This window comes from Stenotrophomonas sp. a6 (assembly GCF_030913325.1).
Taxonomy (GTDB): Bacteria; Pseudomonadota; Gammaproteobacteria; order Xanthomonadales; family Xanthomonadaceae; genus Stenotrophomonas; species Stenotrophomonas maltophilia.
In genome coordinates this window covers 577290-598103 of sequence record NZ_CP133161.1, presented here as the reverse complement: position 1 = coordinate 598103, position 20814 = coordinate 577290, and the positions used below count along the sequence as shown (strand labels likewise).

The 20814-nt window shown below is 65.3% G+C and carries 21 protein-coding genes and 1 pseudogene; 9 read left to right on the top strand and 13 right to left on the bottom strand.

Annotation, left to right across the window (positions count from 1 at the left end; genetic code table 11):
* The first annotated feature begins 385 nt into the window (after positions 1 to 385).
* On the top strand, positions 386 to 2089 hold the full coding sequence (locus Q9Q79_RS02770; RefSeq protein WP_109337316.1) for a proline--tRNA ligase: 1704 nt from the start codon (positions 386 to 388) through the stop codon (positions 2087 to 2089).
* Between the two features lie 222 nt (positions 2090 to 2311).
* Entirely contained in the window at positions 2312 to 2695 is a 384-nt protein-coding gene (locus tag Q9Q79_RS02765) for an H-NS histone family protein (RefSeq protein WP_005408004.1), read from the top strand.
* 80 nt (positions 2696 to 2775) lie between these two features.
* On the opposite strand, the gene Q9Q79_RS02760 is transcribed toward Q9Q79_RS02765, so the two are convergent.
* Positions 2776 to 4035 (bottom strand): threonine/serine exporter family protein, encoded by a 1260-nt coding sequence (locus Q9Q79_RS02760; RefSeq protein WP_049427914.1) that lies wholly within the window; start codon positions 4033 to 4035, stop codon positions 2776 to 2778.
* A 93-nt stretch (positions 4036 to 4128) separates the two neighbouring features.
* On the opposite strand from Q9Q79_RS02760, the gene Q9Q79_RS02755 reads away from it, so the two are divergent.
* The 5 genes from Q9Q79_RS02755 to Q9Q79_RS02735 all read left to right on the top strand — a co-directional run bounded on the left by Q9Q79_RS02755 (position 4129) and on the right by Q9Q79_RS02735 (position 8754).
* Positions 4129 to 5250: an ABC transporter permease gene (locus Q9Q79_RS02755; RefSeq protein WP_005408002.1), complete on the top strand. Its 1122-nt coding sequence runs from the start codon at positions 4129 to 4131 to the stop codon at positions 5248 to 5250.
* Between the two features lies 1 nt (position 5251).
* Complete coding sequence (locus tag Q9Q79_RS02750; protein WP_005408001.1) at positions 5252 to 6079, top strand: ABC transporter ATP-binding protein; 828 nt, start codon at positions 5252 to 5254, stop codon at positions 6077 to 6079.
* A 3-nt stretch (positions 6080 to 6082) separates the two neighbouring features.
* Complete coding sequence (locus Q9Q79_RS02745; RefSeq protein ID WP_005408000.1) at positions 6083 to 7009, top strand: MlaD family protein; 927 nt, start codon at positions 6083 to 6085, stop codon at positions 7007 to 7009.
* Complete coding sequence (locus Q9Q79_RS02740) at positions 7006 to 7647, top strand: ABC-type transport auxiliary lipoprotein family protein (protein WP_161771765.1); 642 nt, start codon at positions 7006 to 7008, stop codon at positions 7645 to 7647. The genes Q9Q79_RS02745 and Q9Q79_RS02740 overlap by 4 nt, the downstream gene beginning before the upstream one ends.
* A gap of 144 nt (positions 7648 to 7791) precedes the next feature.
* Positions 7792 to 8754: a glycosyltransferase family 2 protein gene (locus Q9Q79_RS02735; protein ID WP_201862494.1), complete on the top strand. Its 963-nt coding sequence runs from the start codon at positions 7792 to 7794 to the stop codon at positions 8752 to 8754.
* A gap of 17 nt (positions 8755 to 8771) precedes the next feature.
* Here Q9Q79_RS02735 and Q9Q79_RS02730 read toward each other — a convergent pair whose 3' ends face one another.
* The 9 genes from Q9Q79_RS02730 to Q9Q79_RS02690 form a co-directional block, all read right to left on the bottom strand.
* Positions 8772 to 9353, bottom strand: coding sequence for an alpha-ketoglutarate-dependent dioxygenase AlkB (locus Q9Q79_RS02730; RefSeq protein WP_161771767.1), 582 nt, complete (start codon positions 9351 to 9353; stop codon positions 8772 to 8774).
* A 58-nt stretch (positions 9354 to 9411) separates the two neighbouring features.
* On the bottom strand, positions 9412 to 10044 hold the full coding sequence (locus Q9Q79_RS02725) for a CoA transferase subunit B (protein ID WP_201862493.1): 633 nt from the start codon (positions 10042 to 10044) through the stop codon (positions 9412 to 9414).
* Between the two features lies 1 nt (position 10045).
* Entirely contained in the window at positions 10046 to 10777 is a 732-nt protein-coding gene (locus tag Q9Q79_RS02720) for a CoA transferase subunit A (RefSeq protein WP_183153765.1), read from the bottom strand.
* 96 nt (positions 10778 to 10873) lie between these two features.
* Positions 10874 to 12079: a hypothetical protein gene (locus Q9Q79_RS02715; RefSeq protein ID WP_201862490.1), complete on the bottom strand. Its 1206-nt coding sequence runs from the start codon at positions 12077 to 12079 to the stop codon at positions 10874 to 10876.
* A complete protein-coding gene (locus Q9Q79_RS02710; RefSeq protein ID WP_088430849.1) occupies positions 12054 to 12479 on the bottom strand; it encodes a hypothetical protein in 426 nt (141 codons plus the stop codon). The genes Q9Q79_RS02715 and Q9Q79_RS02710 overlap by 26 nt, the downstream gene beginning before the upstream one ends.
* Positions 12480 to 12530: 51 nt before the next feature.
* Entirely contained in the window at positions 12531 to 13130 is a 600-nt protein-coding gene (locus Q9Q79_RS02705; RefSeq protein ID WP_005407993.1) for a hypothetical protein, read from the bottom strand.
* Positions 13127 to 13531: a GtrA family protein gene (locus tag Q9Q79_RS02700; RefSeq protein WP_100438856.1), complete on the bottom strand. Its 405-nt coding sequence runs from the start codon at positions 13529 to 13531 to the stop codon at positions 13127 to 13129. The genes Q9Q79_RS02705 and Q9Q79_RS02700 overlap by 4 nt, the downstream gene beginning before the upstream one ends.
* Positions 13509 to 14453, bottom strand: a complete 945-nt coding sequence (locus Q9Q79_RS02695; protein ID WP_111173909.1) for a glycosyltransferase — start codon at positions 14451 to 14453, stop codon at positions 13509 to 13511. The genes Q9Q79_RS02700 and Q9Q79_RS02695 overlap by 23 nt, the downstream gene beginning before the upstream one ends.
* A gap of 10 nt (positions 14454 to 14463) precedes the next feature.
* Complete coding sequence (locus Q9Q79_RS02690) at positions 14464 to 15420, bottom strand: UDP-glucuronic acid decarboxylase family protein (protein WP_161771773.1); 957 nt, start codon at positions 15418 to 15420, stop codon at positions 14464 to 14466.
* Positions 15421 to 15650: 230 nt separating this feature from the next.
* Between Q9Q79_RS02690 and Q9Q79_RS02685 the strand changes: the two genes are divergently transcribed.
* Positions 15651 to 16997 (top strand): phosphomannomutase, encoded by a 1347-nt coding sequence (locus Q9Q79_RS02685; RefSeq protein ID WP_183153761.1) that lies wholly within the window; start codon positions 15651 to 15653, stop codon positions 16995 to 16997.
* Between the two features lie 11 nt (positions 16998 to 17008).
* Positions 17009 to 18399, top strand: a pseudogene (locus Q9Q79_RS02680) (mannose-1-phosphate guanylyltransferase/mannose-6-phosphate isomerase).
* Positions 18400 to 18474: 75 nt separating this feature from the next.
* On the opposite strand, the gene rfbD reads toward Q9Q79_RS02680, so the two are convergent.
* The 3 genes from rfbD to rfbA are packed head-to-tail and all read right to left on the bottom strand — an operon-like array spanning position 18475 to position 20806.
* Positions 18475 to 19368, bottom strand: a complete 894-nt coding sequence (gene rfbD / locus Q9Q79_RS02675; RefSeq protein WP_183153760.1) for a dTDP-4-dehydrorhamnose reductase — start codon at positions 19366 to 19368, stop codon at positions 18475 to 18477.
* Entirely contained in the window at positions 19365 to 19922 is a 558-nt protein-coding gene (gene rfbC / locus Q9Q79_RS02670; RefSeq protein ID WP_183153759.1) for a dTDP-4-dehydrorhamnose 3,5-epimerase, read from the bottom strand. Before rfbC ends, rfbD begins: the two co-directional genes overlap by 4 nt.
* Positions 19919 to 20806, bottom strand: coding sequence for a glucose-1-phosphate thymidylyltransferase RfbA (gene rfbA, locus Q9Q79_RS02665; protein ID WP_161771835.1), 888 nt, complete (start codon positions 20804 to 20806; stop codon positions 19919 to 19921). Before rfbA ends, rfbC begins: the two co-directional genes overlap by 4 nt.
* Between the last annotated feature and the right edge of the window lie 8 nt (positions 20807 to 20814).

Below are 20814 nucleotides of genomic sequence, written 5' to 3'. Positions count from 1 at the left end.
GTAGATCCACGCCATGCGTGGATGAAATCTGTCAGATCTCGAATTGAATCCGGGGTCAGATCCGTTTTCCTGCGGAAAACGGATCTGACCCCAGGAGCCATTCCGACAGCTCGCAGGAAACTGTCGAAGGCGGGGTGGGTCCGGTTGCGGGAGTGTCCGCGGCATGGATGCCGCGGCCAAGCCCCCAGGGATGGGTTTACGGCGTCTCCCGCAACCGGACCCACCCCGCCATCCCACGGGAAGCCCGCTGTTGCTTCGGCAGTTGCTTCTGAGGTTGCCGGCCAGCGGCCGGCACTACTGCGGGTGCAGGGCGCAGCCCTGCCGATACCCCTCTCCCCGGCCGGGCTGGCAGAATAGGCGTCTCTGCCGTTATCCGAAGCCGACGATGCGCCTCTCCCAGTTCCACCTGCACACCACCAAGGAAACCCCCAGCGACGCCGAGCTCACCAGCCACCGGCTGATGCTGCGCGCGGGCATGATCCGCAAGCTGGCATCGGGCCTGTACACCTGGTCGCCGCTGGGCCTGCGCGTGCTGCGCAAGGTTGAACGCATCGTGCGCGAGGAAATGGACCGCGCCGGTGCCGTGGAATTCCAGATCCCGACCATCCAGCCGAAGGAACTGTGGGAGCAGACCGGGCGCTGGCAGAAGTTCGGCCCGCAGCTGCTGAAGATCAAGGACCGCAAGGACCAGGTGTTCTGCTACAGCCCGACCGCCGAAGAAGCCGCCTGCGACTTCGCGCGCAGCGAGCTGTCCAGCTACAAGCAGCTGCCGGTGAACTTCTACCAGGTGCAGACCAAGTTCCGCGACGAGATCCGTCCGCGCTTCGGCGTGATGCGTTCGCGTGAGTTCCTGATGAAGGACGCCTATTCGTTCCACCTGCACGATGAGTGCCTGGTGCGCGAGTACGAGAACATGAAGTCGGCCTACAGCCGCATCTTCACCCGCCTCGGCCTGGACTTCCGCATGGTGCAGGCCGACTCCGGTGCGATCGGTGGCGATGCCTCGCAGGAATTCCACGTCATCGCCGATTCCGGCGAGGACGCGCTGGTGTTCTCCACCAGTTCGGACTACGCCGCGAACATGGAAGCGGCGATCGCCGCCGATCCGGCACCGCGTGCGGCTGCCAGTGAAGCCATGCGCAAGGTCGACACCCCTACCCAGAAAACCTGCGAGGACGTCGCGGCGCTGCTCGGCATCGAGCTGCAGCGCACGGTGAAGTCGGTGGCGCTGATCGCCGGTGAAGGCGAAGCACAGCAGTTCGTGCTGGTGCTGGTGCGCGGCGACCATGAGGTCAACGAGATCAAGCTGGCCAAGGTCGCCGGCCTGGACGAGCAGCGCTTCGCCAGCGAGGCGGAAATCGCCGAGTACCTGGGCAGCGTGCCGGGCTTCCTCGGCCCGGTCGCCCCGGCCAAGGCCATCCGCGTGGTCGCCGACCGCGAAGTGGCCGCGATGTCCGACTTCGTCGTCGGCGCCAACGAAGTCGGTTTCCACCTGGCCGGGGTCAACTGGGGCCGCGACCTTCCGGAACCGGAAGTGGCCGACATCCGCAACGTGCGTGCCGGTGACCGCGCGCTGGACGGTGGCGAACTGAAGATCGCCCGTGGCATCGAAGTCGGCCACGTGTTCCAGCTCGGCCGCAAATATGCCGAAGCGCTGGATGCCACCGTGCTGGACGAGAACGGCAAGGCGGCGGTGATGGCGATGGGCTGCTACGGCATCGGTATCTCGCGCGTGGTGGCTGCCGCGATCGAACAGAACCATGACGATGCCGGCATCATCTGGCCGGACGCGATGGCGCCGTGGCAGGTGGTGGTGTGCGTGATCAACCCGAAGGGCGACGCCGCCGTGGCCGATGCTGCTGCCAGCCTGCTGCAGGAACTCCGCGACGCCGGCCTGGACGCGGCACTCGACGACCGCGGCCTGCGCCCGGGCGCGATGTTCGCCGACATGGAACTGATCGGCATCCCGCACCGCGTGGTGGTGAGCGAGCGCGGCCTGGCCGCCGGTACCTACGAGTACCGCTCGCGCCGCGCCAGCGAAGCGGAAAGCCTGGACAAGGCCACCCTGCTGCAGCGACTGCAGGGCTGATCAGGAGAAGACCGGGGCATGCCCCGGTCTTTTTTTGCCTGTCGCCCAGTTGAGCAATATTGCAGCGGACATAATCCGGTCAAAATCGACGCAATGCAGCCGGGATGCTGCCAGGCCATGACCCGCCTGCATTTGTGCTGTGATTAATTCATCTTTATTCTGTCCCGCGACGCCATGGACTGGCTCGTCCCGTCCACATTTTAGTTTCCGGAGTAACCGTAAATGAGCATTGACCTGACCGGCCTGTCGGCACGCGAGCTGGGCGCCCTGATCCGTACCGCCAAGAAGCAGCAGACCATCGTCGCCAAGCGCCGGCCAATCACCAAGGTCCGGGCCCAGCTGACCAAGCTGGCCAAGACCGAGGGTTACACCATCGAAGAACTGTTCGGCGGCGCCCCGGCACCGCGCGCGCGCAAAGCCGCCCCGGCAGCCAAGGCACCGTCCAAGACCGCCGGCCGCAAGCTGGGCAAGGTTGCCCCGAAGTACCGCAACCCGGCCAACCCCAAGGAAACCTGGACCGGTCGTGGCAAGCAGCCGCGCTGGATGGCCGAGCTGACCGCCAAGGGCAACAAGAAGCCGGAAGATTTCCTGATCAAGAAGGCCTGAGGCCGGATCGGGATGCAATGAAAAACGCCGGCGGAAGCCGGCGTTTTTCATTCTTCGGTGTGCGGGCCAACGGTCCACACCTACAGGGTTTTGCGCGCCGGCATCAGCAGGTTGCCGAACAGCAGGCCGGCCACCAGCGCCATCACCACGTTGAGCACGGTGAGGAACACGCTTTGGCCCGCGCCAACGTCCTGCTGCTGGACCAGGGTCAGCACGCCGCGCAGGCTGGTGCTGCCGGGCACCATCATGATGATGCCGGGCAGGCGGATGATCGCTCCTGGGCGGCCAACGAGGCGGCCGAACAGATTGCCACCGGCGGTCAGCAACATCGCTGACAGGAAGATGCCGGCCGGCGCGCCCCAGGCGTGCCCGCCGAACTTGGAGATCGCGTAACCCGCCACCGAGGCTGCGATCACCCACGGGTAATCGCGCCGGTTGGCCTTGAACAGCATCGCGAAGGCGAATGCCGCGGTCAGCAGCGAACCCCACTCCACCCACGGCCCCTGCGGCCGCGTGGCGCGGATCACCGGGTCCAGGCCGAGTACATCGGCCAGGGTCACCGCGATCATCGCGCCCACGCTGAGCTTCATGATGGTGGTCAACGCGCCGGCGAAGCGCGCGGTACCGGAGACCCAATGCTGGCTGGCGAGTTCATTGACCGCATTGGTCAGCGACATGCCCGGCAGCAGCACCACCAGCGAGGCGATGATCACCGTGTTGAGGTTGAGTGCGCCAACAAAGGACGCGACCAGGGTTGCGACCATGCCGGCCAGCAGCGCCGCCAGCGCCTCGGCCGCTTCACGGGTGGCCGGGCGACGGTCGGTGACCATGCCGAGCAGGCCGATCATCAGGCCGATGACACCGGCGGTGGCGATGTCCAGCCACGGCAGCTTCCACATGCCGGCCACGCCGGCCGCGCCCAGGGTGAATGAAAGAATGGTGCGCAGCTTGCCGCGCCGGCCCGGATCCTTGTCCAACTGGCGCAGCGCGGTGTGGCCCTGGGCAATGCTCATCCGCCCGTTGGACACTTCCTCGGCGATATGGTCGGCGACGCTGAGCTTGTGCAGGTCGTTCTCGCCGGGTGCCAGGCGGATCACGCGGGTGATGTCGCTGGAGCCGATCGCCTGTGCCGGGTCGCTGAAACTGAGGATGATACCGGTGGGATTCGACCACGGTTCACAATCCAGATCGAGCTGGCGGGCCAGTGCCACCACTGCCGTTTCCAGGCGCTGGGCCGTGGTGCCGTAGCTGTGCAGGCGTCCGGCGATCTCGGAAACAAAGGCCACGCGCTGCGCGTAGGTGGCCTGGGGCGTGGGGATCGTGTGAGCGTCTGCGGACATGCGCCGTAGTATTACCTACTGCCGGGCCGCACTGGATAAATTCATCCGGGTTCGACGCGATGCCCCAGACAGAACGGTTATGCTGCGACCCGAATGGCCCAAGTGACCCCGAACCACGCCCCCCAGCTCGAACAGGATGCCCATGACCCGGGCCTGATCCGCCTGTCCGGCACCTGGACCTTGAAGACCGCGCTGGCCGCGGCCGAAGTCCTGCGCGGCGTTCCCGACACGCTGACCGGCATCGACGCCACCGGCATCGAGAAGATGGATTCGGCCGGCGTGCTGCAGGTACTGCGCGTAGCGCATCGCGCCGACCTTGGCGAGGACGCGTTGCAGTTCCGGCCGGACCACCAGGCGCTGGTCTGCACCATCGAGGAAGTGGCCGACGACCGGCCCCGGCCCAAGCGCGATTTCGGCGTGCTGGCGGCGCTGGAACGGCTCGGTGTCAGCGTCCATGCCACTGGCCACAACATCAAGGCGCTGTGCAGTTTCCTCGGCGAGAACCTGGTCAAGGCAGCACGCCTGGTCAAGGAGCCCCGCCGTTTCCGCCTGACCGCCACCGTCCACCAGATGGAGCAGGTCGGGCTGGACGCAGTACCGCTGGTGGCGCTGCTGTCGTACCTGGTCGGCGCGGTGATCGCCTTCCTCGGCTCGACCATCCTGCGCGACTTCGGCGCCGAGATCTACGTGGTCGAGCTGGTCAACATCGCCTTCCTGCGCGAGTTCGCGGTACTGCTGACCGCGATCGTGCTGGCCGGCCGCACCGCCAGTGCGTTCACCGCGCAGATCGGCGCGATGAAGGCGCGCGAGGAAATCGACGCGATGCGCACGCTGGGCCTGGATCCGATCGACCTGCTGGTGCTGCCACGCCTGCTGGCGCTGCTGGTCACCCTGCCCCTGCTGACCTTCATCGCGATGATCGCGGGCCTGGCCGGCGGCATCACTGTCGGCGCGTTCGACCTCGACATCCCGCCGCAGATGTACATCGCGCGCATGCACGAGACGATGGAAGTGCGGCACATGCTGGTCGGCCTGTCGAAGGCGCCGGTGTTCGCGCTGGTGATCGGCCTGATCGGCTGCCTGGAAGGGCTGAAGGTGGAAGGCACGGCGCAGTCGGTCGGCGAACGCACCACCTCCAGCGTGGTGCAGACGATCTCGCTGGTGATCATCATCGACGCCTTCGCGGCGTTGTGGTTCATGCACATGGACTGGTGACATGAGCACGCATCCGACTCCCGAAGAAATACCCATGCAGGACGGCGACGGCCACGACCTGGCCATCCGCGTGCGTGGGCTGGTCAACCGCTTCGGCAGCCAGACCGTGCATGAAGACCTGGACCTGGACGTGCGCCGTGGCGAGATCCTGGGCGTGGTGGGTGGCTCGGGCACCGGCAAGTCGGTGCTGATGCGCTCGATCCTGGGCCTGCGCACACCCGACGCCGGCCAGATCGAAGTGCTGGGCCGCGATGCGCGTGCCGACGACGCCGAGAGCCGCCTGCACATCGAACGCAATACCGGCGTGCTGTTCCAGGACGGCGCCCTGTTCTCTTCACTGACCGTGGGCGAGAACGTGCAGGTGCCCTTGAAGGAACACCACCGCGAATTGCCCGAGCGCTGGCACTACGAGCTGGCGCTGCTGAAGGTGAAGCTGGCCGGCCTGCCCGCCGATGCGATCAACAAGCTGCCATCGCAGTTGTCCGGTGGCATGCGCAAGCGCGCCGGCCTGGCCCGCGCGCTAGCGCTGGACCCGCCGCTGCTGTTCCTGGATGAACCGACCGCAGGCCTCGACCCGATCGGTGCGGCCGCGTTCGACCGCCTGATCAAGACCCTGCAGGAGGCGCTGGGGCTGACCGTGTTCCTGATCACCCACGACCTGGACACGCTGTACGCCATCTGCGACCGGGTGGCGGTGATCGCCGACCGCAAAGTGGTGGCCAACGCGCCGCTGCCGGACATCGAGAAACTGGATCATCCGTGGATCCAGGAATACTTCCACGGACCGCGTGCGCGTGCCGCGCGCGGCGAACAGATCGAGAGTGCCTGAGCCATGGAAACCAAAGCCAACTACGTGCTGATCGGCGCGTTCACCCTGATCACCGGCCTGGCCCTGCTGGCCTTCGGCCTGTGGGCGGCCAAGTACTCCTCCGACCGCACCTGGCAGGAATACCGCGTGGTGTTCCGCGAGGCGGTGACCGGCCTGTCGGTGGGCAGCCCGGTGCAGTACAACGGCATCGCGGTCGGTTCGATCATCGAACTGAACCTGGTGCCGGACGACCCGCGCCAGGTGGTCGCACGCATCCGCCTGAACTCGACCACCCCGGTCAAGACCGATACCCGTGCCAAGCTGGCGATCACCAGCCTGACCGGCCCGTCGATCATCCAGCTCAGCGGCGGCACGCCGCAGTCGCCGGCGCTGACCACGGTCAACAAGGACCCGGCGCCGATCATCCCGACCACGCCGTCGGCGCTGCAGAACATCACCGACGTCGCCAACCGCATCGTCGAGCGCATGGACCAGATCCTCAGCGACCGCAACGTGGCCTCGATCAACGCGACGCTGGCCAACCTGGAGACGATCAGCGGCGGCCTGGCCGACCGTGACCAGGGTACCCAGGCGCTGCTGCTCAGCGCGCGCGATGCCGCCCGCAGTCTGGACACCACGCTGAAGACCACCAACGGCACCATCGAGCGCCTGGACAGGAACCTGGTGCAGCAGCTGCCGGGCATCATCGACAAGCTGGACGGCACCCTGGCCAAGCTCGACTCGGCCGCCGGCAACGCCGATTCGATCCTTGGCGAGAACCGCGCCGCGATCAACAGCTTCGCCAATGATGGCCTCGGCCAGCTGGGCCCGACGCTGACCGAACTGCGCGGCCTGATCCGCGACCTGCGCCGGGTCAGCGACCGCCTCGAGAACAATCCCGCGCGCTACCTGCTGGGCCGCGACGCACCGAAGGAGTTCGAACCCAAATGAGCCCGATGCCCCTTCCGCGCCTGCTGCTGGCCGCTTCGCTGGTCACCCTGCTGGGCGGCTGCTCCATCCTTGGCAGCAGCGAGAAAACCGCAGTGACGCTGTACTCGCCCGCCGTGCAGGTGAAGGCCGATCCGGCGTGGCCGCAGGCCAGCTGGCAGCTGGTACTGGCCAAGCCCAGCGCCGCACGCATGGTCGACAGCCCGCGCATCAACGTGCGGCCGACCCCGTCGCAGCTGGAGATCTACAAGGGCGCCAGCTGGGCCCAGCCGGCCACCGACATGATCGAGGACACCCTGCTGCGCGGCTTCGAGGATTCCGGACGCATCCACGGCGTCGCCCGCAGCACTGCCGGCATCCGCGCCGACTACAAGCTGTCCACCGACGTGCGCCGCTTCGAATCGGACTACCAGGGCCAGGCCACGCCGACGGTGGTGATCGAGGTCAACGCCAAGCTGATCCACGTCGCCGACCAGCGCGTGGTCGCCGACCGTACCTTCCGCCAGGCACAGCCGGTCGGCAGTACCGACGTGCCGGCCGTCACCGCCGCCTTCGAACGTGGCCTGCAGCAGCTGGCGCAGGACGTGGTGGGCTGGACGCTGGTGAGCGGGCAGGCCGACCAATCTAACGTCGCGCGCTGAAGAGTGAGACGGGGGCCGGTCCCCATTTCCAAGGGAAGGAAATGGGACCAAGCCGATTTGCGAGTTGGAAACTGCTCGGCCACATCCGGCAGAGCGCGAGCAAGTGCATGCGATAATCAATAGTCACGCCCTCCGCCCAACCTGATGCCGCTATCCGTATCCATCGCCGTCTGCACCTACAACGGTGAGCACTTCCTGCAGCAGCAGCTCGACAGTCTGCTGGCACAGACACACCGACCGGACCAGATCGTGATCCGCGACGATGTCTCCTCCGACGACAGCTTGGCTCTGCTGCGCGCTTTCGTGCCGCGTGCCGAAGCGCGAGGCATTGCTGTAGACCTCCAGGTGAATTCACATAACCTCGGCTATCGACGCAATTTCGATGGCGCACTCCGTGCCTGCACTGGTGAAATCATCTTTCTGTGCGATCAAGACGATGTCTGGCATGCCGACAAGATTGCACGCTTCTGCACCGAGTTTGATGCACGGCCCGGATTGCTTGCCCTGCACTGCGACGCACAGCTGATCGACGAAGCGGGCCAGCCGTTGCGGCAACGATTATTCGCCGCCCTGCGCTACTCGCCTGCAGATCGAAAGCGCATGCATGCCGGCTACGGCTTCCTCTTAATGCTCAAGCGAAATCTGATGACAGGCGCAGCGATGGCATTCCGTCGCTCCGTACTGGCCGATGCGCTCCCGCTGCCGGAAACGGGCTGGGTGCATGACGCCTGGATCGGCACGCTGGCCGCCATGCGTGGAGACATCGACAGCCTCCCCGAGGCGCTGATCGGCTATCGCCTGCACAGCAACAACCAGCTGGGACTGGGAGGCAACGATGCGACACCACGCGCTCTGCAGCGAAAACGGCAACTGGAAGCCGAGTGCGTGCAGTCGGCCCTGCTGCTTGCGCATGCGCGCACGCTGGCACTGCCGGAACCAATGCTTGCCTGGGTGGAGCGCAAACAGCGCCACATGTCGGTACGCGCAACACTGCCGACTTCCCGTCTACGACGTGTACCAGCGGTGATGGGCGAGTTGCTTTCCGGCAATTACATGAAATTTGGTAGCGGCATACTGTCGGCTGGTATCGATCTGGTACGCGCCTGAAGCGCGCCAGCCTGCGCTCAGCGAGGCAGGATCCAGCGAAAAGTCAGGTTGATACGCTCGCCCAAGGGCCGCCTGATCCGGGGCAGCGCGTGTTGGTAGTGTCTCTGGGTCTCCCCCGCCATCACAAGCAGATCGCCATGCCCCAACCAGACTTCGACTTTGCTCGCATGAGCATCCCGCCGCCGCAACATGAAGCGTCGTTCGGCGCCCACACTCAATGAGGCAATCAGCGGCGCCGGCCCCAGCTCCGGTTCATTGTCCCGATGCCAACCCATGCCGTCCTCGCCATCGCGATAGCGGTTGAGCAGCACGCTGTTGAATGGCGCCCCACAGAATGCCGCCAACCTGTCACGCAGGGGCATCAGTAGCGGATGCCAGAGCACCGGAACAAAGAGAGTCCCGGAATAGCGGTAGTGCGCATCTGCATCACCCATCCAGCAACTCAGCCGCGGGGAATCCACCTGCCGTCCAAACATGCGAATGCGGTGCACATTCCAGGGCACCTCTGCATGCAAGGTGCGATACAGGAGGTCGGCCGAATCGCGCTCCAGCCAACTCCGGTGCCAGTGCACGCTGGCGTCTCTCAGATGCAGGTCCATCGTTGTCCGTTGCAGGCAGCACAGCACCGGCCATCACGGTAGATGCTGTGCAGGGGAATCAGTCACGCCGAAACGCGACGCCAGTCTTTTCCTTCAGCTCTTCATCGCTTACACCCGGCGCGGCTTCCACCAGCACCAGACCAGCATCGGTGACGTCGAACACCGCCAGGTCGGTGATGATGCGGTCGACCACGCCGACGCCGGTCAGCGGCAGCGTGCATTCGGCCAGGATCTTGTGCTCGCCGTTCTTGGCGGTGTGCTCCATCAGCACCACCACGCGCTGCACGCCGGCCACCAGGTCCATCGCGCCGCCCATGCCCTTGACCATCTTGCCGGGCACCATCCAGTTGGCCAGGTCGCCCTTGTCGGTGACCTGCATGGCACCGAGGATGGCCAGGTTGACGTGGCCACCGCGGATCATCGCGAAGCTGTCGTGGCTGCCGAAGTAGCTGGCACCGGCACGCGCGGTGACGGTCTGCTTGCCGGCATTGATCAGGTCGGCGTCCACTTCCGCGTCGGTCGGGAACGGGCCGATACCTAGCAGGCCGTTCTCCGACTGCAGCCACACGTCCACGCCCTCGGGAATGTGATTGGCGACCAGGGTCGGTAGGCCGATGCCCAGGTTCACGTACGCACCGTCGGTCAGTTCGCGGGCGGCGCGTGCCGCCATCTCGTCACGGGTCCACGCCATGTCAGTTGCCCTCCGCGCGGATGGTGCGCTGTTCGATGCGTTTCTCAGGATGTGCGTTGTGCACGATGCGGTGCACGTAGATGCCCGGCAGGTGCACCTGGTCCGGATCGATGGCGCCAACCGGCACGATCTCCTCGACCTCGGCGATGCAGACCTTGCCGGCCATCGCACAGGCCGGGTTGAAATTCCGAGCGGTCTTGCGGAACACCAGGTTGCCGGCCTCGTCGGCCTTCCACGCCTTGACCAGCGCCACGTCGGCCCGCAGCGCGGTTTCCATCACGTAGTGCTTGCCGTCGAACTCGCGGGTTTCCTTGCCCTCGGCCACCACGGTGCCGTAGCCGGTGGCAGTGAAGAACGCCGGAATGCCCGCACCGCCGGCACGCAGGCGCTCGGCCAGGGTGCCCTGCGGGTTGAATTCCAGCTCGAGCTCGCCGGCCAGGAACTGCCGCTCGAACTCCTTGTTCTCGCCCACGTAGGACGAAATCATCTTCTTGATCTGCCGGGTTTCCAGCAGCTGGCCCAAGCCGAAACCATCGACCCCGGCATTGTTGGAGATCACGGTGAGGCCCTTGGCACCACTATTGCGCAGCGCGGCGATCAGGGCCTCGGGAATGCCGCACAGGCCGAAGCCGCCCACGGCCAGCGTCTGGCCATCGGCGACCACGCCCTCCAGCGCCTGCGCTGCGGTGGCGAAGCGCTTGCCGCGCTTGTCGGTGGAAGTCACGTGTTCCATTTCTACAGCCCCACACGGGAAGAATGAGCGCATTCTAGCGCTACGACCGCATACGGCTGGGATGCGCCGCAGCATGACGCCACGGCGCGTTGCGCCTCAGCGCGTGCCCGGGATCTTCGCGGTGGCGCGATGTTCCAGCGCCAGCAACACCGCAAACCCTAGCAGCAGTGTAACCGGCATGCGGACACGGTCGACACTGGTGCGCAGGTGCCAGTCCAGGTCATGCGGCGTTCCCAGGTAGACCAGGAACAGCACCGCTGCGTACGCCAGCGCCGCCAACACGGCGGCCGATGCCGCCGGAACCCGCAGCACCGGACGCCAGAGCACCGCCAGCACCAGCAGCGGCACCAGCACCCACACATCCAGCAGCAGGCGCCCGACGATCGGCTTGGCACCGCCCTCGCTGCCAAGCCGCGCCAACAGCTGCGCTTTCATGTCGCTTCCCGCCAGGTCATTGGCAACCCCTGCCTGCCCGACGGCCAGCTTCCATGCCAGCAGTGGCAGCAGGGCCACAACCGCGGCCAGGAGGATGCGCCAGCCCAGGCGGCGCTCACGCAGCACGCCTTCGCCCAGCACCACGGCCGTCAACAGAGCCGCAAGCACCGCACCCTCATTCTTCAACATCGACAGCACGGCCACCAGCAGGGTGAATGCGACCAGCTCTCGACCACCACCATGCTTCCCAGACATGCGGTGACGCACCGCTGTCGCCACGGCAGCGACGGCATAGACCGCCACCAGCGGATCCATGTAGCCGTTGATCAGTATGTCACGCCCCAGGCGCAGCAGCAGCACTGCGAACAGCATCCCGCACCAGCGCCATCGGAAACTCGGGGCAATCAGCAGCAGTGCCGGCAGCAGCAGCAGCGGTGCCACCGCCTTGGGCAGCAGTTCGTTCCAGTGCCCGGCCAAACCTGCTGCACTGGCCATCAACAACGGAACCAGTGCGGGATAGTCGTTGTGGCTCCACGGCGCGTAATCATCCAGCTGGGCGTACAACGTGCCCTCCAGGTAGATCCGCTTGGCATGGAAGAGCCAGATCGAACGCGGGTCCCAGCCATCGGTGGGGCTTCCCAGCGCGATCAACACCAGCACCAGAACGGCCAGGACCAGAGGCGCGGTACGCAGGTCACGCATGGCTGGCAGGGCGAGCAGCGCGCTGAGCACGACCGTGCCGAATGCCACCTGCACCGGCCAGCCCGCCAGGCCTACGGCGGCCAGGCCATAGCAGACAAGAATGGAGACCAGCATGGCCAGCGCCGCACGGCGCCCTGGTTCAGCGGCAGTCGGCAAGAACGACATCTCCGCTCCTCCCCTGGACGTGGCACTGGTCAACCAGCGGATCACCGGCCCTCAGCAGGCGCTGTGGGGTATCGGTATCGCTGAACCGAACCGGATACAGCGCCTCCCACATGCGTTGCTGGATCAAGGGATCGTCCTTCAGCCCCTGCCCGAGCGAAAGCAGCGAAGGCGCGATCGGCTGCGCGCGCACCAGATCACGTGCATCCACCACCTCACGTGGTACGGATGCGTCGAATCCCGCGTCCTCAGCGAAGGCCTGGCGCAGCAGCGACGTCTGATAGTCCGATCGCTTGGCGACCGATACGAGGGAAGCGCCCAACAGCAGCACCAGGATCCCGGCAATCGCCAGATCCCGGCGCGTAGTGCGCAGGGGGGAAGAGGTGGGGGTCATGTCATCCATGAAACGTTTCAAGGAACCAACGGAAAAACCAATGCGCCAGCAGCACCCAGGCTATTGGCAACGGTAGTCGGACGGCATCCGGCTGTCGCGGAAAGGATCAGTGAGCGCATCGGTGTACTGCCCCATCAGCAGGCGGTGGGTCGGCAGCAGGTTCTGCCGGTAGAAGCGGCCGAACGATGCGAGGCGCTCGCCGCGCGCGGTCAACCGCACACAACCATCATGGATCTGCACGGTTCCGGACTGCAGCTGCTCGGTCAGGCGCACTTCCACCAGGTGATGCTCGCGGACGTACTCTTCAGTGAACACCTGGCGGAACGCGTCTTCGCGTATCCCACCGCCACGCTGTTGCAGTTTCTCCAGGATGTAGAAGGACAGCGAGCGGTCGATGACGGTCGGGACCGAGATCGCGAACACGTAGCCTCCCAGCAACCAGATGGCGGCCAGCTGGATCAGCTCGAGGCGGCTGAAATCCCTGAACCACTTCAATGCATACAGGCCCGCAAACACCACCACCACTGCGATCACCGCGTCGAGGATGCTGGCATACAGCACCACGTTCACGCGGAACTGGCGCATGTGGACGTAGTAGACCAGCAGCAGGGCGGCAATGAATGCAAGGGTTGCCAGCGCGGCACGCAGATATTTGTTCATTTGAACACCAGGAACTTGTTGGCGACGAAGCTGACGGCCATCTGCATTCCGGTCGCCAGCACGAACCCTGCGCGGTAGTCCAGGCCCCATCGATCGGCCCAGACGTACATCACCAGCGCATGCAGGACGGCGATCGCGGCGTAGATCAGCAGGAACAGCGAGCCCTGCCGCGCCAGGCTGCCCTGCCTGCCATGGAAAACGAAGTAGCGGCTGCCGAGGAACGACACAGTGATGCCAAAGACCGCTGCAATCGCGTTGGCCATCGCGGCCAGCGGGACGTGCAGCACCTCGATGTTGAAGTGCAGCACTCCATAGTGCACCGCGGTGGCGACCAGGCCATTGATCACGTAGCGGACGGCCTGTCCGCCCAGCGCATCCTTAGCCACTGCGACGGCCGGCATGCAGGACCTCGTCAACGAATTCGCGATAGCTGCCCACGCTCATGACGCCACCGCCGCGCATCATCCCCGACAACATCAGGATGATCAGCGTCAGTGCCGCGGTCTGCAGGAACACCAGCACCAGGATGCCGAATGCCAGCGAGAACCAGCCCTGCGATGCAAAGCCCAGCATCTTCAGCCCGGTGGCAACGATCCCGCCGATGATCGACAGTGCCGCCACCATGGTGCAGGCGATGCCCACGCGTACCAGTACATCCTCGGCAAACACCATCAGTGCACGGAATCCGTGCAGGGCCAGGCCGACGAAGTTCATCTTGCTGCGGCCGGCATAGCGCGGACCACGATCCAGCGCACAGGTCTGCACGCGCAGCTTCGAGCCCAGTACGCAGGCTGCAACGTGGATCCACAGCTCCTGCATCGATGCCAACCGGCGCACCGCCGGCATCTTCGCCGCCATGAAGTTGCCGAAGCTGATCTGGCGTCCGCTGAGCAGCGAGAACAGCAGCTTGTAGACGATGTAGAACGACTTGAACTTCAGCGATTCGACCCGGCTGCGACGGCTGGCCACCACCACGTCGACATCGGCCGATTCCAGGCCCGCCACCAGCTCGGTGATGCTCTCCGGCGTATCCTCGCCATCGGAATCCATCACCACGACAATATCATTGCCATCGAAGTGCTCGGCCACATAGCCCAGGCCGATGGCGATCGCACGCTGATGCCCGACATTGCGACGCAGGCGGATCACCACGCCTTCCAGCCCCGAAGCCTCAATGGCGCTGATCGGCAATGGCTGCCGCACCGAGCCGTCGTCCACGGCCACCACATAGGTGTCCGGACCCTGGGTGCGGGCGAGCTCGACGAAAAGCTTCGAGGAGGCTTCCAGGTCCTCGTAGACCGGCATCACCACGATCTTGCGCATCGTCGCCACCTCAGGCCTGCAAGCGATGGCGGAAATAGGCGATGGTCTCCTTCAGGCCGTCCTCCAGGCCGACCTTGGGCTCCCAGCCCAGATCCGCTTTGGCCAGGCTGATATCCGGCTGGCGTTGGCGTGGATCATCCGAGGGCAGCGGGCGGTACTCGATCTTCGACGCGCCGCCGACCAAGCGGAGCACGGTCTCGGCCAGTTCCAGCATGGTGTACTCGGACGGATTGCCGATATTGATCGGACCGGCGAGATCAGCCGGCGAGTCCATCAGCCGCAACATGCCCTCGATCAGGTCATCGACATAGCAGAAGCTGCGCGTCTGGCTGCCATCGCCATAGATGGTGATCGGCTCGCCCTTCAGCGCCTGCACGATGAAGTTGCTGACCGCCCGGCCGTCATTGGGATGCATGCGCGGACCATACGTGTTGAAGATGCGCATGACCTTGATCTCCAACTGGTGCTGGCGCCAGTAGTCGAAGAACAGCGTTTCGGCGCAACGCTTGCCCTCGTCATAGCAGCTGCGGATGCCGATCGGGTTGACCCGGCCCCAGTAGCCTTCCACCTGTGGGTGGATTTCCGGGTCGCCATACACCTCGCTGGTGCTGGCCTGCAGGATGCGCGCGCGCAGGCGCTTGGCCAGGCCAAGCATGTTGATCGCGCCATGCACGCTGGTCTTGGTGGTCTGCACCGGGTCCTGCTGGTAGTGGATCGGTGACGCCGGACAGGCCAGGTTGAAGATCCGGTCCACTTCCACATAGAGCGGGAACGTCACGTCATGGCGCATGAGCTCGAACCGTGGGTGGCCCAGCAGCCCATCCACGTTCGCCTTGCTGCCGGTGTAGAAGTTGTCCACGCAGAGGACGTCATGGCCGCCCGCGATGAGCCGATCGCACAGATGCGACCCGAGGAAGCCCGCGCCACCGGTCACCAGCACGCGTTTCTGATCGTGAGTGAATTTCAAAGCAAACCTCGATCCTTCTGGAACAGCAGGCCAATCGGCGATGGCCACGCGGGCCATGTCCTCGGTCGTCAGCGCGCAATTGTATGCGAACTGCCTGCTGGCCATGGCCCATCGACGGGGAATCGGCCGGCCCCACTCCAAAGCCGACGCTACCGGCCGGGCGCCTTGGCTCGCCGACCGTTTGCAGACCCTCCCGCCGTAATCAGGTTTCTCTATCCGGATGGACTTCGATGCACCTACCCGCCTTCAAGGCCAATGACATCCGTAGTCGCGTGCCCGAGGAACTGAACGAGGATCTGGCCCGTCGCATCGGCGTCGCCCTGGCCGCACAGCTCGCTCCCGGTCCGGTGGTCCTCTGCCATGAGGTGCGCCTGACCAGCCCGGCGCTGCAAGATGCGCGGGCCGCAGGCTTGCGTGGGACCGGCCGTGGGGTGATCGACATCGGCCTGTGCGGCACCGAAGAAGTCTACTTCCAGACCGATCACCTCGGCGCGGCCGGCGGCATGATGGTGACCGCCAGCCACAACCCGATGGATTACAACGGCATGAAGCTGGTCAAGGAAAACGCGCGGCCGATCAGCTCCGATACCGGCCTGTTCGCGATTTCCGATGCGGTGGCCGCCGATACCTCCGGGGCCGAGCCAGCGCGCGCCGGCCAGGCCGCCCAGCACGACAAGAGCGCCTACATCCAGCACCTGCTGAGCTACGTCGATGCCAGCAAACTGAAGCCGCTGAAGCTGGTGGTCAATGCCGGCAATGGCGGCGCCGGTGCCATCGTCGACCTGCTCGCCCCGCACCTGCCGTTCGAGTTCATCCGCATCTGCCACGAGCCGGACGGCAGCTTCCCCAACGGCATTCCCAATCCGCTGCTGCCGGAGAACCGCGCCGCCACCGCCGATGCCGTACGCGAACATGGCGCCGATTTCGGCATCGCGTGGGACGGTGACTTCGACCTCTGCTTCTTCTTCGACCATACCGGCCGCTTCATCGAGGGCTATTACCTGGCCGGTCTGCTGGCCAAGGCCATCCTGGCACGCAATCCCGGCGGCAAGATCGTGCATGACCCACGCCTGGTCTGGAACACCGTGGACATGGTCGAGCAGGCCGGCGGTGTCGCGGTGCAGTGCAAGAGCGGCCATGCCTTCATCAAGGAAAAGATGCGTGCCGAAGACGCGGTGTACTGCGGCGAGATGAGCGCGCACCACTATTTCCGCGAGTTCGCCTATGCCGACTCGGGCATGATTCCGTGGCTGCTGATCGCCCAGCTGGTTTCAGAGAGCGGCCGTTCGCTGGCCGACTGGGTTGAAGACCGCATGGCTGCCTATCCGTGCAGTGGCGAGATCAACTTCAAGGTGGCCGATGCCAAGGCAGCAGTTGCGCGCGTGATGGAGCACTTCGCGGCGCAATCGCCCAGGCTGGACCACACCGATGGCATCAGTGCGGACTTCGGCAACTGGCGCTTCAACCTGCGCAGCTCCAACACCGAACCGCTGCTGCGCTTGAACGTCGAAGCGCGCGGTGACGCTGCGTTGATGCACGCGTGCACCGACGAAATTTCCCGTCTGATCCAGCAGTAACCGAGGCCCGCATGAGCAGCATCCAGCCCGTCATCCTGTCCGGCGGATCCGGTACCCGCCTGTGGCCGCTTTCGCGCGAGGCCTACCCGAAGCAGTTCCTGCCACTGGCCGGCGAGCTGACGATGCTGCAGGCCACTTGGCAGCGCGTCGCCCCGCTTACGGCGCGTGGCCCGCTGGTGATTGCCAACGAGGAACACCGCTTCGTTGCCGCCGAACAGCTGCAGCAGGTTGGCGCCGAACCGGCCGCGATCATCCTTGAACCGGTGGTCCGCAATACCGCACCGGCCATCGCCGTGGCTGCGCTGGAGGCCACCCGGGACGGCGCCGATGCGCTGCTGCTGGTGGCGCCCTCCGATCATGTGATCACCGACGAGGCGGCCTTCCGCAACGCGGTGCAGGCCGCCGCCAGTGCCGCTGAAGCCGGCAAGCTGGTCACCTTCGGCATCATGCCGACCGGCCCGGAAACCGGCTACGGCTATATCAAGGCTGCCGACGGCCAGGGCCTGCGTGCCGTCGAACGCTTCGTCGAAAAGCCCGACCTCGACACCGCCACCGGCTACGTCAGCAGTGGCCAGTACTACTGGAACAGCGGCATGTTCCTGTTCAAGGCCTCGCGCTACCTGCAGGAACTGCAGTGCTTCCAGCCGACGATGCTCGCCTGCAGCCGCCAGGCCTGGCAGCAGGCGCGCCGCGATGCCGACTTCACCCGCCTGGACAGGGATGCCTTCACGGCGGTGCCATCGGACTCGATCGACTACGCGGTGATGGAAAAGACTGCCGATGCAGTCGTGATCCCGCTGGATGCCGGTTGGAACGACGTCGGTTCGTGGACCGCGCTGCGCGATGTCTCGCAGCAGGACGGCGACGGCAACGCCCACCAGGGCGATGTGATCGCCATCGACTGCCGCAACACCTATGCCTATGCCCAGCGCCTGGTGGCCATGGTCGGCCTCGATGATGCGATCGTGGTCGAGACCGACGATGCGGTGCTGGTCGGCAAGGCCGACCGCATGCAGGAGGTCAAGACCGTGGTGGCCAAGCTGAAGGCCGAAGGCCGCAGCGAGGCGACCTGGCACCGCAAGGTGTATCGCCCGTGGGGCGCCTACGATTCGATCGACAACGGCGAGCGTTTCCAGGTCAAGCGCATCACGGCACGCTCAGCCTGCAGATGCATCACCATCGCGCCAAGCACTGGATCGTGGTCAGCGGCACCGCAGAAGTGACCCGTGGCAGCGAGGTGATCCTGCCCAGCGAGAACCAGAGCACCTACATCCCGCTGGGCGTGACCCACCGCCTGCGCAACCCGGGCAAACTGCCGCTGGAACTGATCGAAGTGCAGTCAGGCAGTTATCTGGGCGAGGATGACATCGTGCGTTTCGAGGATACGTACGGGCGCAACTGACCCAGCGCCCGCTGGAGGCTGCCGACCGCGGGTCGGGGTGGGTGCCGACCGCTGGTCGGCACGCCGCCTACCGGATCAGGCAATCTCCGCCATCACCCGCTTCAGGCCGTCCTGCCAGGTCGGCAGCACGATGCCGAATTCCTGCTGCAGCTTGCGGTTGTCCAGCACCGACCAGGCCGGGCGCTTGGCCGGGGTCGGATACTCGGAACTGGGAATCGCCTCGACGGTCGGCACCTTGACCAACACGCCGGTGGCCAACGCCTCGGCGAAGATCGCTTCGGCGAACCCATGCCAGCTGGTCTGGCCGCTGGCGGTCAGGTGCCACGTACCCGACAACTGCCCCGGATGCTGCAGCGCCTGCAAGGTGACATCAGCTATCAGCGCGGCCGGCGTCGGCGTACCGATCTGGTCAGCCACCACCCGCAACGCATCGCGCTCGGCGCCGACGCGCAGCATGGTGCGCAAGAAGTTCGCACCATGCGAGGCATACACCCATGCCGTGCGGAAGATCAGGTGGCGACCACCGGCCGCACGCACGGCCTCCTCGCCATCACGCTTGCTGGTGCCATACACACCCAGCGGCGCGGTCGGCTCGTCCTCACGGTAGGGCGCGCTGCCCTGGCCATCGAACACGTAGTCGGTGGAGTAATGCACGAATGGCACGCCATGCGCCGCACACCAGCGCGCGATCACACCCGGCGCCTGCGTATTGGCGGCGAAGGCGGCATCAACATCCTGTTCTGCGCGGTCAACGGCGGTGTAAGCGGCCGCATTGACCACCAGCGACGGCTGCACGCGGTCCAGCAATACCCGCAGGCTGTCGGGCTGGCCGAAATCGGCCGTTTCACAGGCACTTCCGTCGGGCAGGACGCCGCTGCGGGTGGCCGCGACCAGCTTGCCCAGCGGGGCCAGCGCGCGCAGCAGCTCCTGGCCGACCTGGCCATTGCCACCGAACACCAGCACGGTCATGGCACGTAGACCGGCAGGCGGTCTTCAGCAATGTCCTTCAGGAAGGGGGCGTTCTCGTCCTTGGCCGAGAGCACCGGCGCACTGATCGGCCAGTCCACCGCAATATCAGCATCGTTCCAGCGGATACCTGCATCGGCTTCCTTGACGTATACATCCGTGCATAGATAACTGAACAGCGCGCGCTCGGAGAGTACGGCAAAGCCATGGGCGAAGCCTTCCGGAATCCAGAACTGCTTCTTGTTCTCCGCGCTCAGCACCACCGCTTCCCACTGGCCGAAGGTCGGCGAGCCGCGACGGATGTCGACGGCCACGTCATAGACCTCGCCTTCCAGCACGCTGACCAGCTTGCCCTGCGGGCGCGGCCACTGGTAATGCAGCCCGCGCAACACGCCCTGCGCCGAGGTGGAGACATTGCTCTGCACGAAGCGATCAGGCAGGCCCAGCGCGGCAAATCGCTCGGCGTTCCAGGTTTCAAGAAAGTAGCCGCGCGCATCACCGAACACGGCCGGCTCGATCACCACGCAGCCGGGCAACCTGGTTTCAATCACTTTCACGGAACAACTCCACGCAGCGCGAGTTTGTGCAGGTACTGGCCATAGCCATTCTTGATCAGCGGCGCGGCCAATGCTTCCAGCTGCTCGGCAGTGATCCAGCCCTTGCCGAAGGCGATTTCTTCCGGACAGCAGACCTGCAGGCCCTGGCGGGTTTGGATGGTCTCGATGAAATTGGAGGCTTCCAACAACGATTGGTGGGTGCCTGTATCCAGCCATGCGTAGCCGCGCCCCAAGGGTTCAAGGTGCAGGCTGCCCTGCTGCAGGTATCTGCGGTTGAGATCGGTGATTTCCAGCTCGCCTCGCGCGGAGGGCTTCAGCTCGGCAGCGTAATCGCTGGCGTTGCCGTCATAGAAGTACAGGCCGGTCACCGCATAGTTCGAACGCGGATTGGTCGGTTTCTCGACGAGGTCAATGACCTTGCCACCGCCGTCGAACTCGGCCACGCCATAGCGCTCGGGATCGTTGACCCAATAGCCGAACACCGTGGCGCCCTGATCCCGGGCATCAGCGCGCCGCAGCATTTCACTCAGCCCATGGCCGTGGAAGATGTTGTCCCCAAGCACCAGGCAGCTCGGCTTGCCGGCCACGAAATCGCGGCCAATCAGATAGGCCTGGGCCAGGCCCTCGGGGCTGGGCTGCACGGCGTACTGGATATCCATGCCCCACTGCGAACCATCACCCAGCAGCTGCTGGAACAAGGCCTGTTCGTGAGGGGTGTTGATGATCAGCACTTCACGGATGCCCGACAGCATCAGCACGCTGAGCGGGTAATAGATCATCGGCTTGTCGTACACCGGCAGCAGCTGCTTGCTGACGCCCTTGGTGATCGGATACAGCCGCGTGCCGGAACCACCGGCGAGGATGATGCCTTTACGTTGGGTCATGTCGTCTC

What these genes read in the sequence shown, in the direction of transcription:
- Q9Q79_RS02765 (WP_005408004.1), top strand. Translation starts at nt 2,312, where the DNA reads ATGAGCATTGACCTGACCGGCCTGTCGGCACGCGAGCTGGGCGCCCTG.
- rfbD (WP_183153760.1), bottom strand. Translation starts at nt 19,368, where the DNA reads ATGACCGTGCTGGTGTTCGGTGGCAATGGCCAGGTCGGCCAGGAGCTG.
- Q9Q79_RS02700 (WP_100438856.1), bottom strand. Translation starts at nt 13,531, where the DNA reads ATGCCGGCCGTCGCAGTGGCTAAGGATGCGCTGGGCGGACAGGCCGTC.
- Q9Q79_RS02715 (WP_201862490.1), bottom strand. Translation starts at nt 12,079, where the DNA reads ATGTCGTTCTTGCCGACTGCCGCTGAACCAGGGCGCCGTGCGGCGCTG.
- Q9Q79_RS02710 (WP_088430849.1), bottom strand. Translation starts at nt 12,479, where the DNA reads ATGGATGACATGACCCCCACCTCTTCCCCCCTGCGCACTACGCGCCGG.
- Q9Q79_RS02695 (WP_111173909.1), bottom strand. Translation starts at nt 14,453, where the DNA reads ATGCGCAAGATCGTGGTGATGCCGGTCTACGAGGACCTGGAAGCCTCC.
- Q9Q79_RS02705 (WP_005407993.1), bottom strand. Translation starts at nt 13,130, where the DNA reads ATGAACAAATATCTGCGTGCCGCGCTGGCAACCCTTGCATTCATTGCC.
- Q9Q79_RS02725 (WP_201862493.1), bottom strand. Translation starts at nt 10,044, where the DNA reads ATGGCGTGGACCCGTGACGAGATGGCGGCACGCGCCGCCCGCGAACTG.
- Q9Q79_RS02770 (WP_109337316.1), top strand. Translation starts at nt 386, where the DNA reads ATGCGCCTCTCCCAGTTCCACCTGCACACCACCAAGGAAACCCCCAGC.
- Q9Q79_RS02760 (WP_049427914.1), bottom strand. Translation starts at nt 4,035, where the DNA reads ATGTCCGCAGACGCTCACACGATCCCCACGCCCCAGGCCACCTACGCG.
- Q9Q79_RS02740 (WP_161771765.1), top strand. Translation starts at nt 7,006, where the DNA reads ATGAGCCCGATGCCCCTTCCGCGCCTGCTGCTGGCCGCTTCGCTGGTC.
- Q9Q79_RS02720 (WP_183153765.1), bottom strand. Translation starts at nt 10,777, where the DNA reads ATGGAACACGTGACTTCCACCGACAAGCGCGGCAAGCGCTTCGCCACC.
- Q9Q79_RS02685 (WP_183153761.1), top strand. Translation starts at nt 15,651, where the DNA reads ATGCACCTACCCGCCTTCAAGGCCAATGACATCCGTAGTCGCGTGCCC.
- Q9Q79_RS02730 (WP_161771767.1), bottom strand. Translation starts at nt 9,353, where the DNA reads ATGGACCTGCATCTGAGAGACGCCAGCGTGCACTGGCACCGGAGTTGG.
- Q9Q79_RS02755 (WP_005408002.1), top strand. Translation starts at nt 4,129, where the DNA reads ATGGCCCAAGTGACCCCGAACCACGCCCCCCAGCTCGAACAGGATGCC.
- Q9Q79_RS02750 (WP_005408001.1), top strand. Translation starts at nt 5,252, where the DNA reads ATGAGCACGCATCCGACTCCCGAAGAAATACCCATGCAGGACGGCGAC.
- Q9Q79_RS02745 (WP_005408000.1), top strand. Translation starts at nt 6,083, where the DNA reads ATGGAAACCAAAGCCAACTACGTGCTGATCGGCGCGTTCACCCTGATC.
- Q9Q79_RS02735 (WP_201862494.1), top strand. Translation starts at nt 7,792, where the DNA reads ATGCCGCTATCCGTATCCATCGCCGTCTGCACCTACAACGGTGAGCAC.
- rfbA (WP_161771835.1), bottom strand. Translation starts at nt 20,806, where the DNA reads ATGACCCAACGTAAAGGCATCATCCTCGCCGGTGGTTCCGGCACGCGG.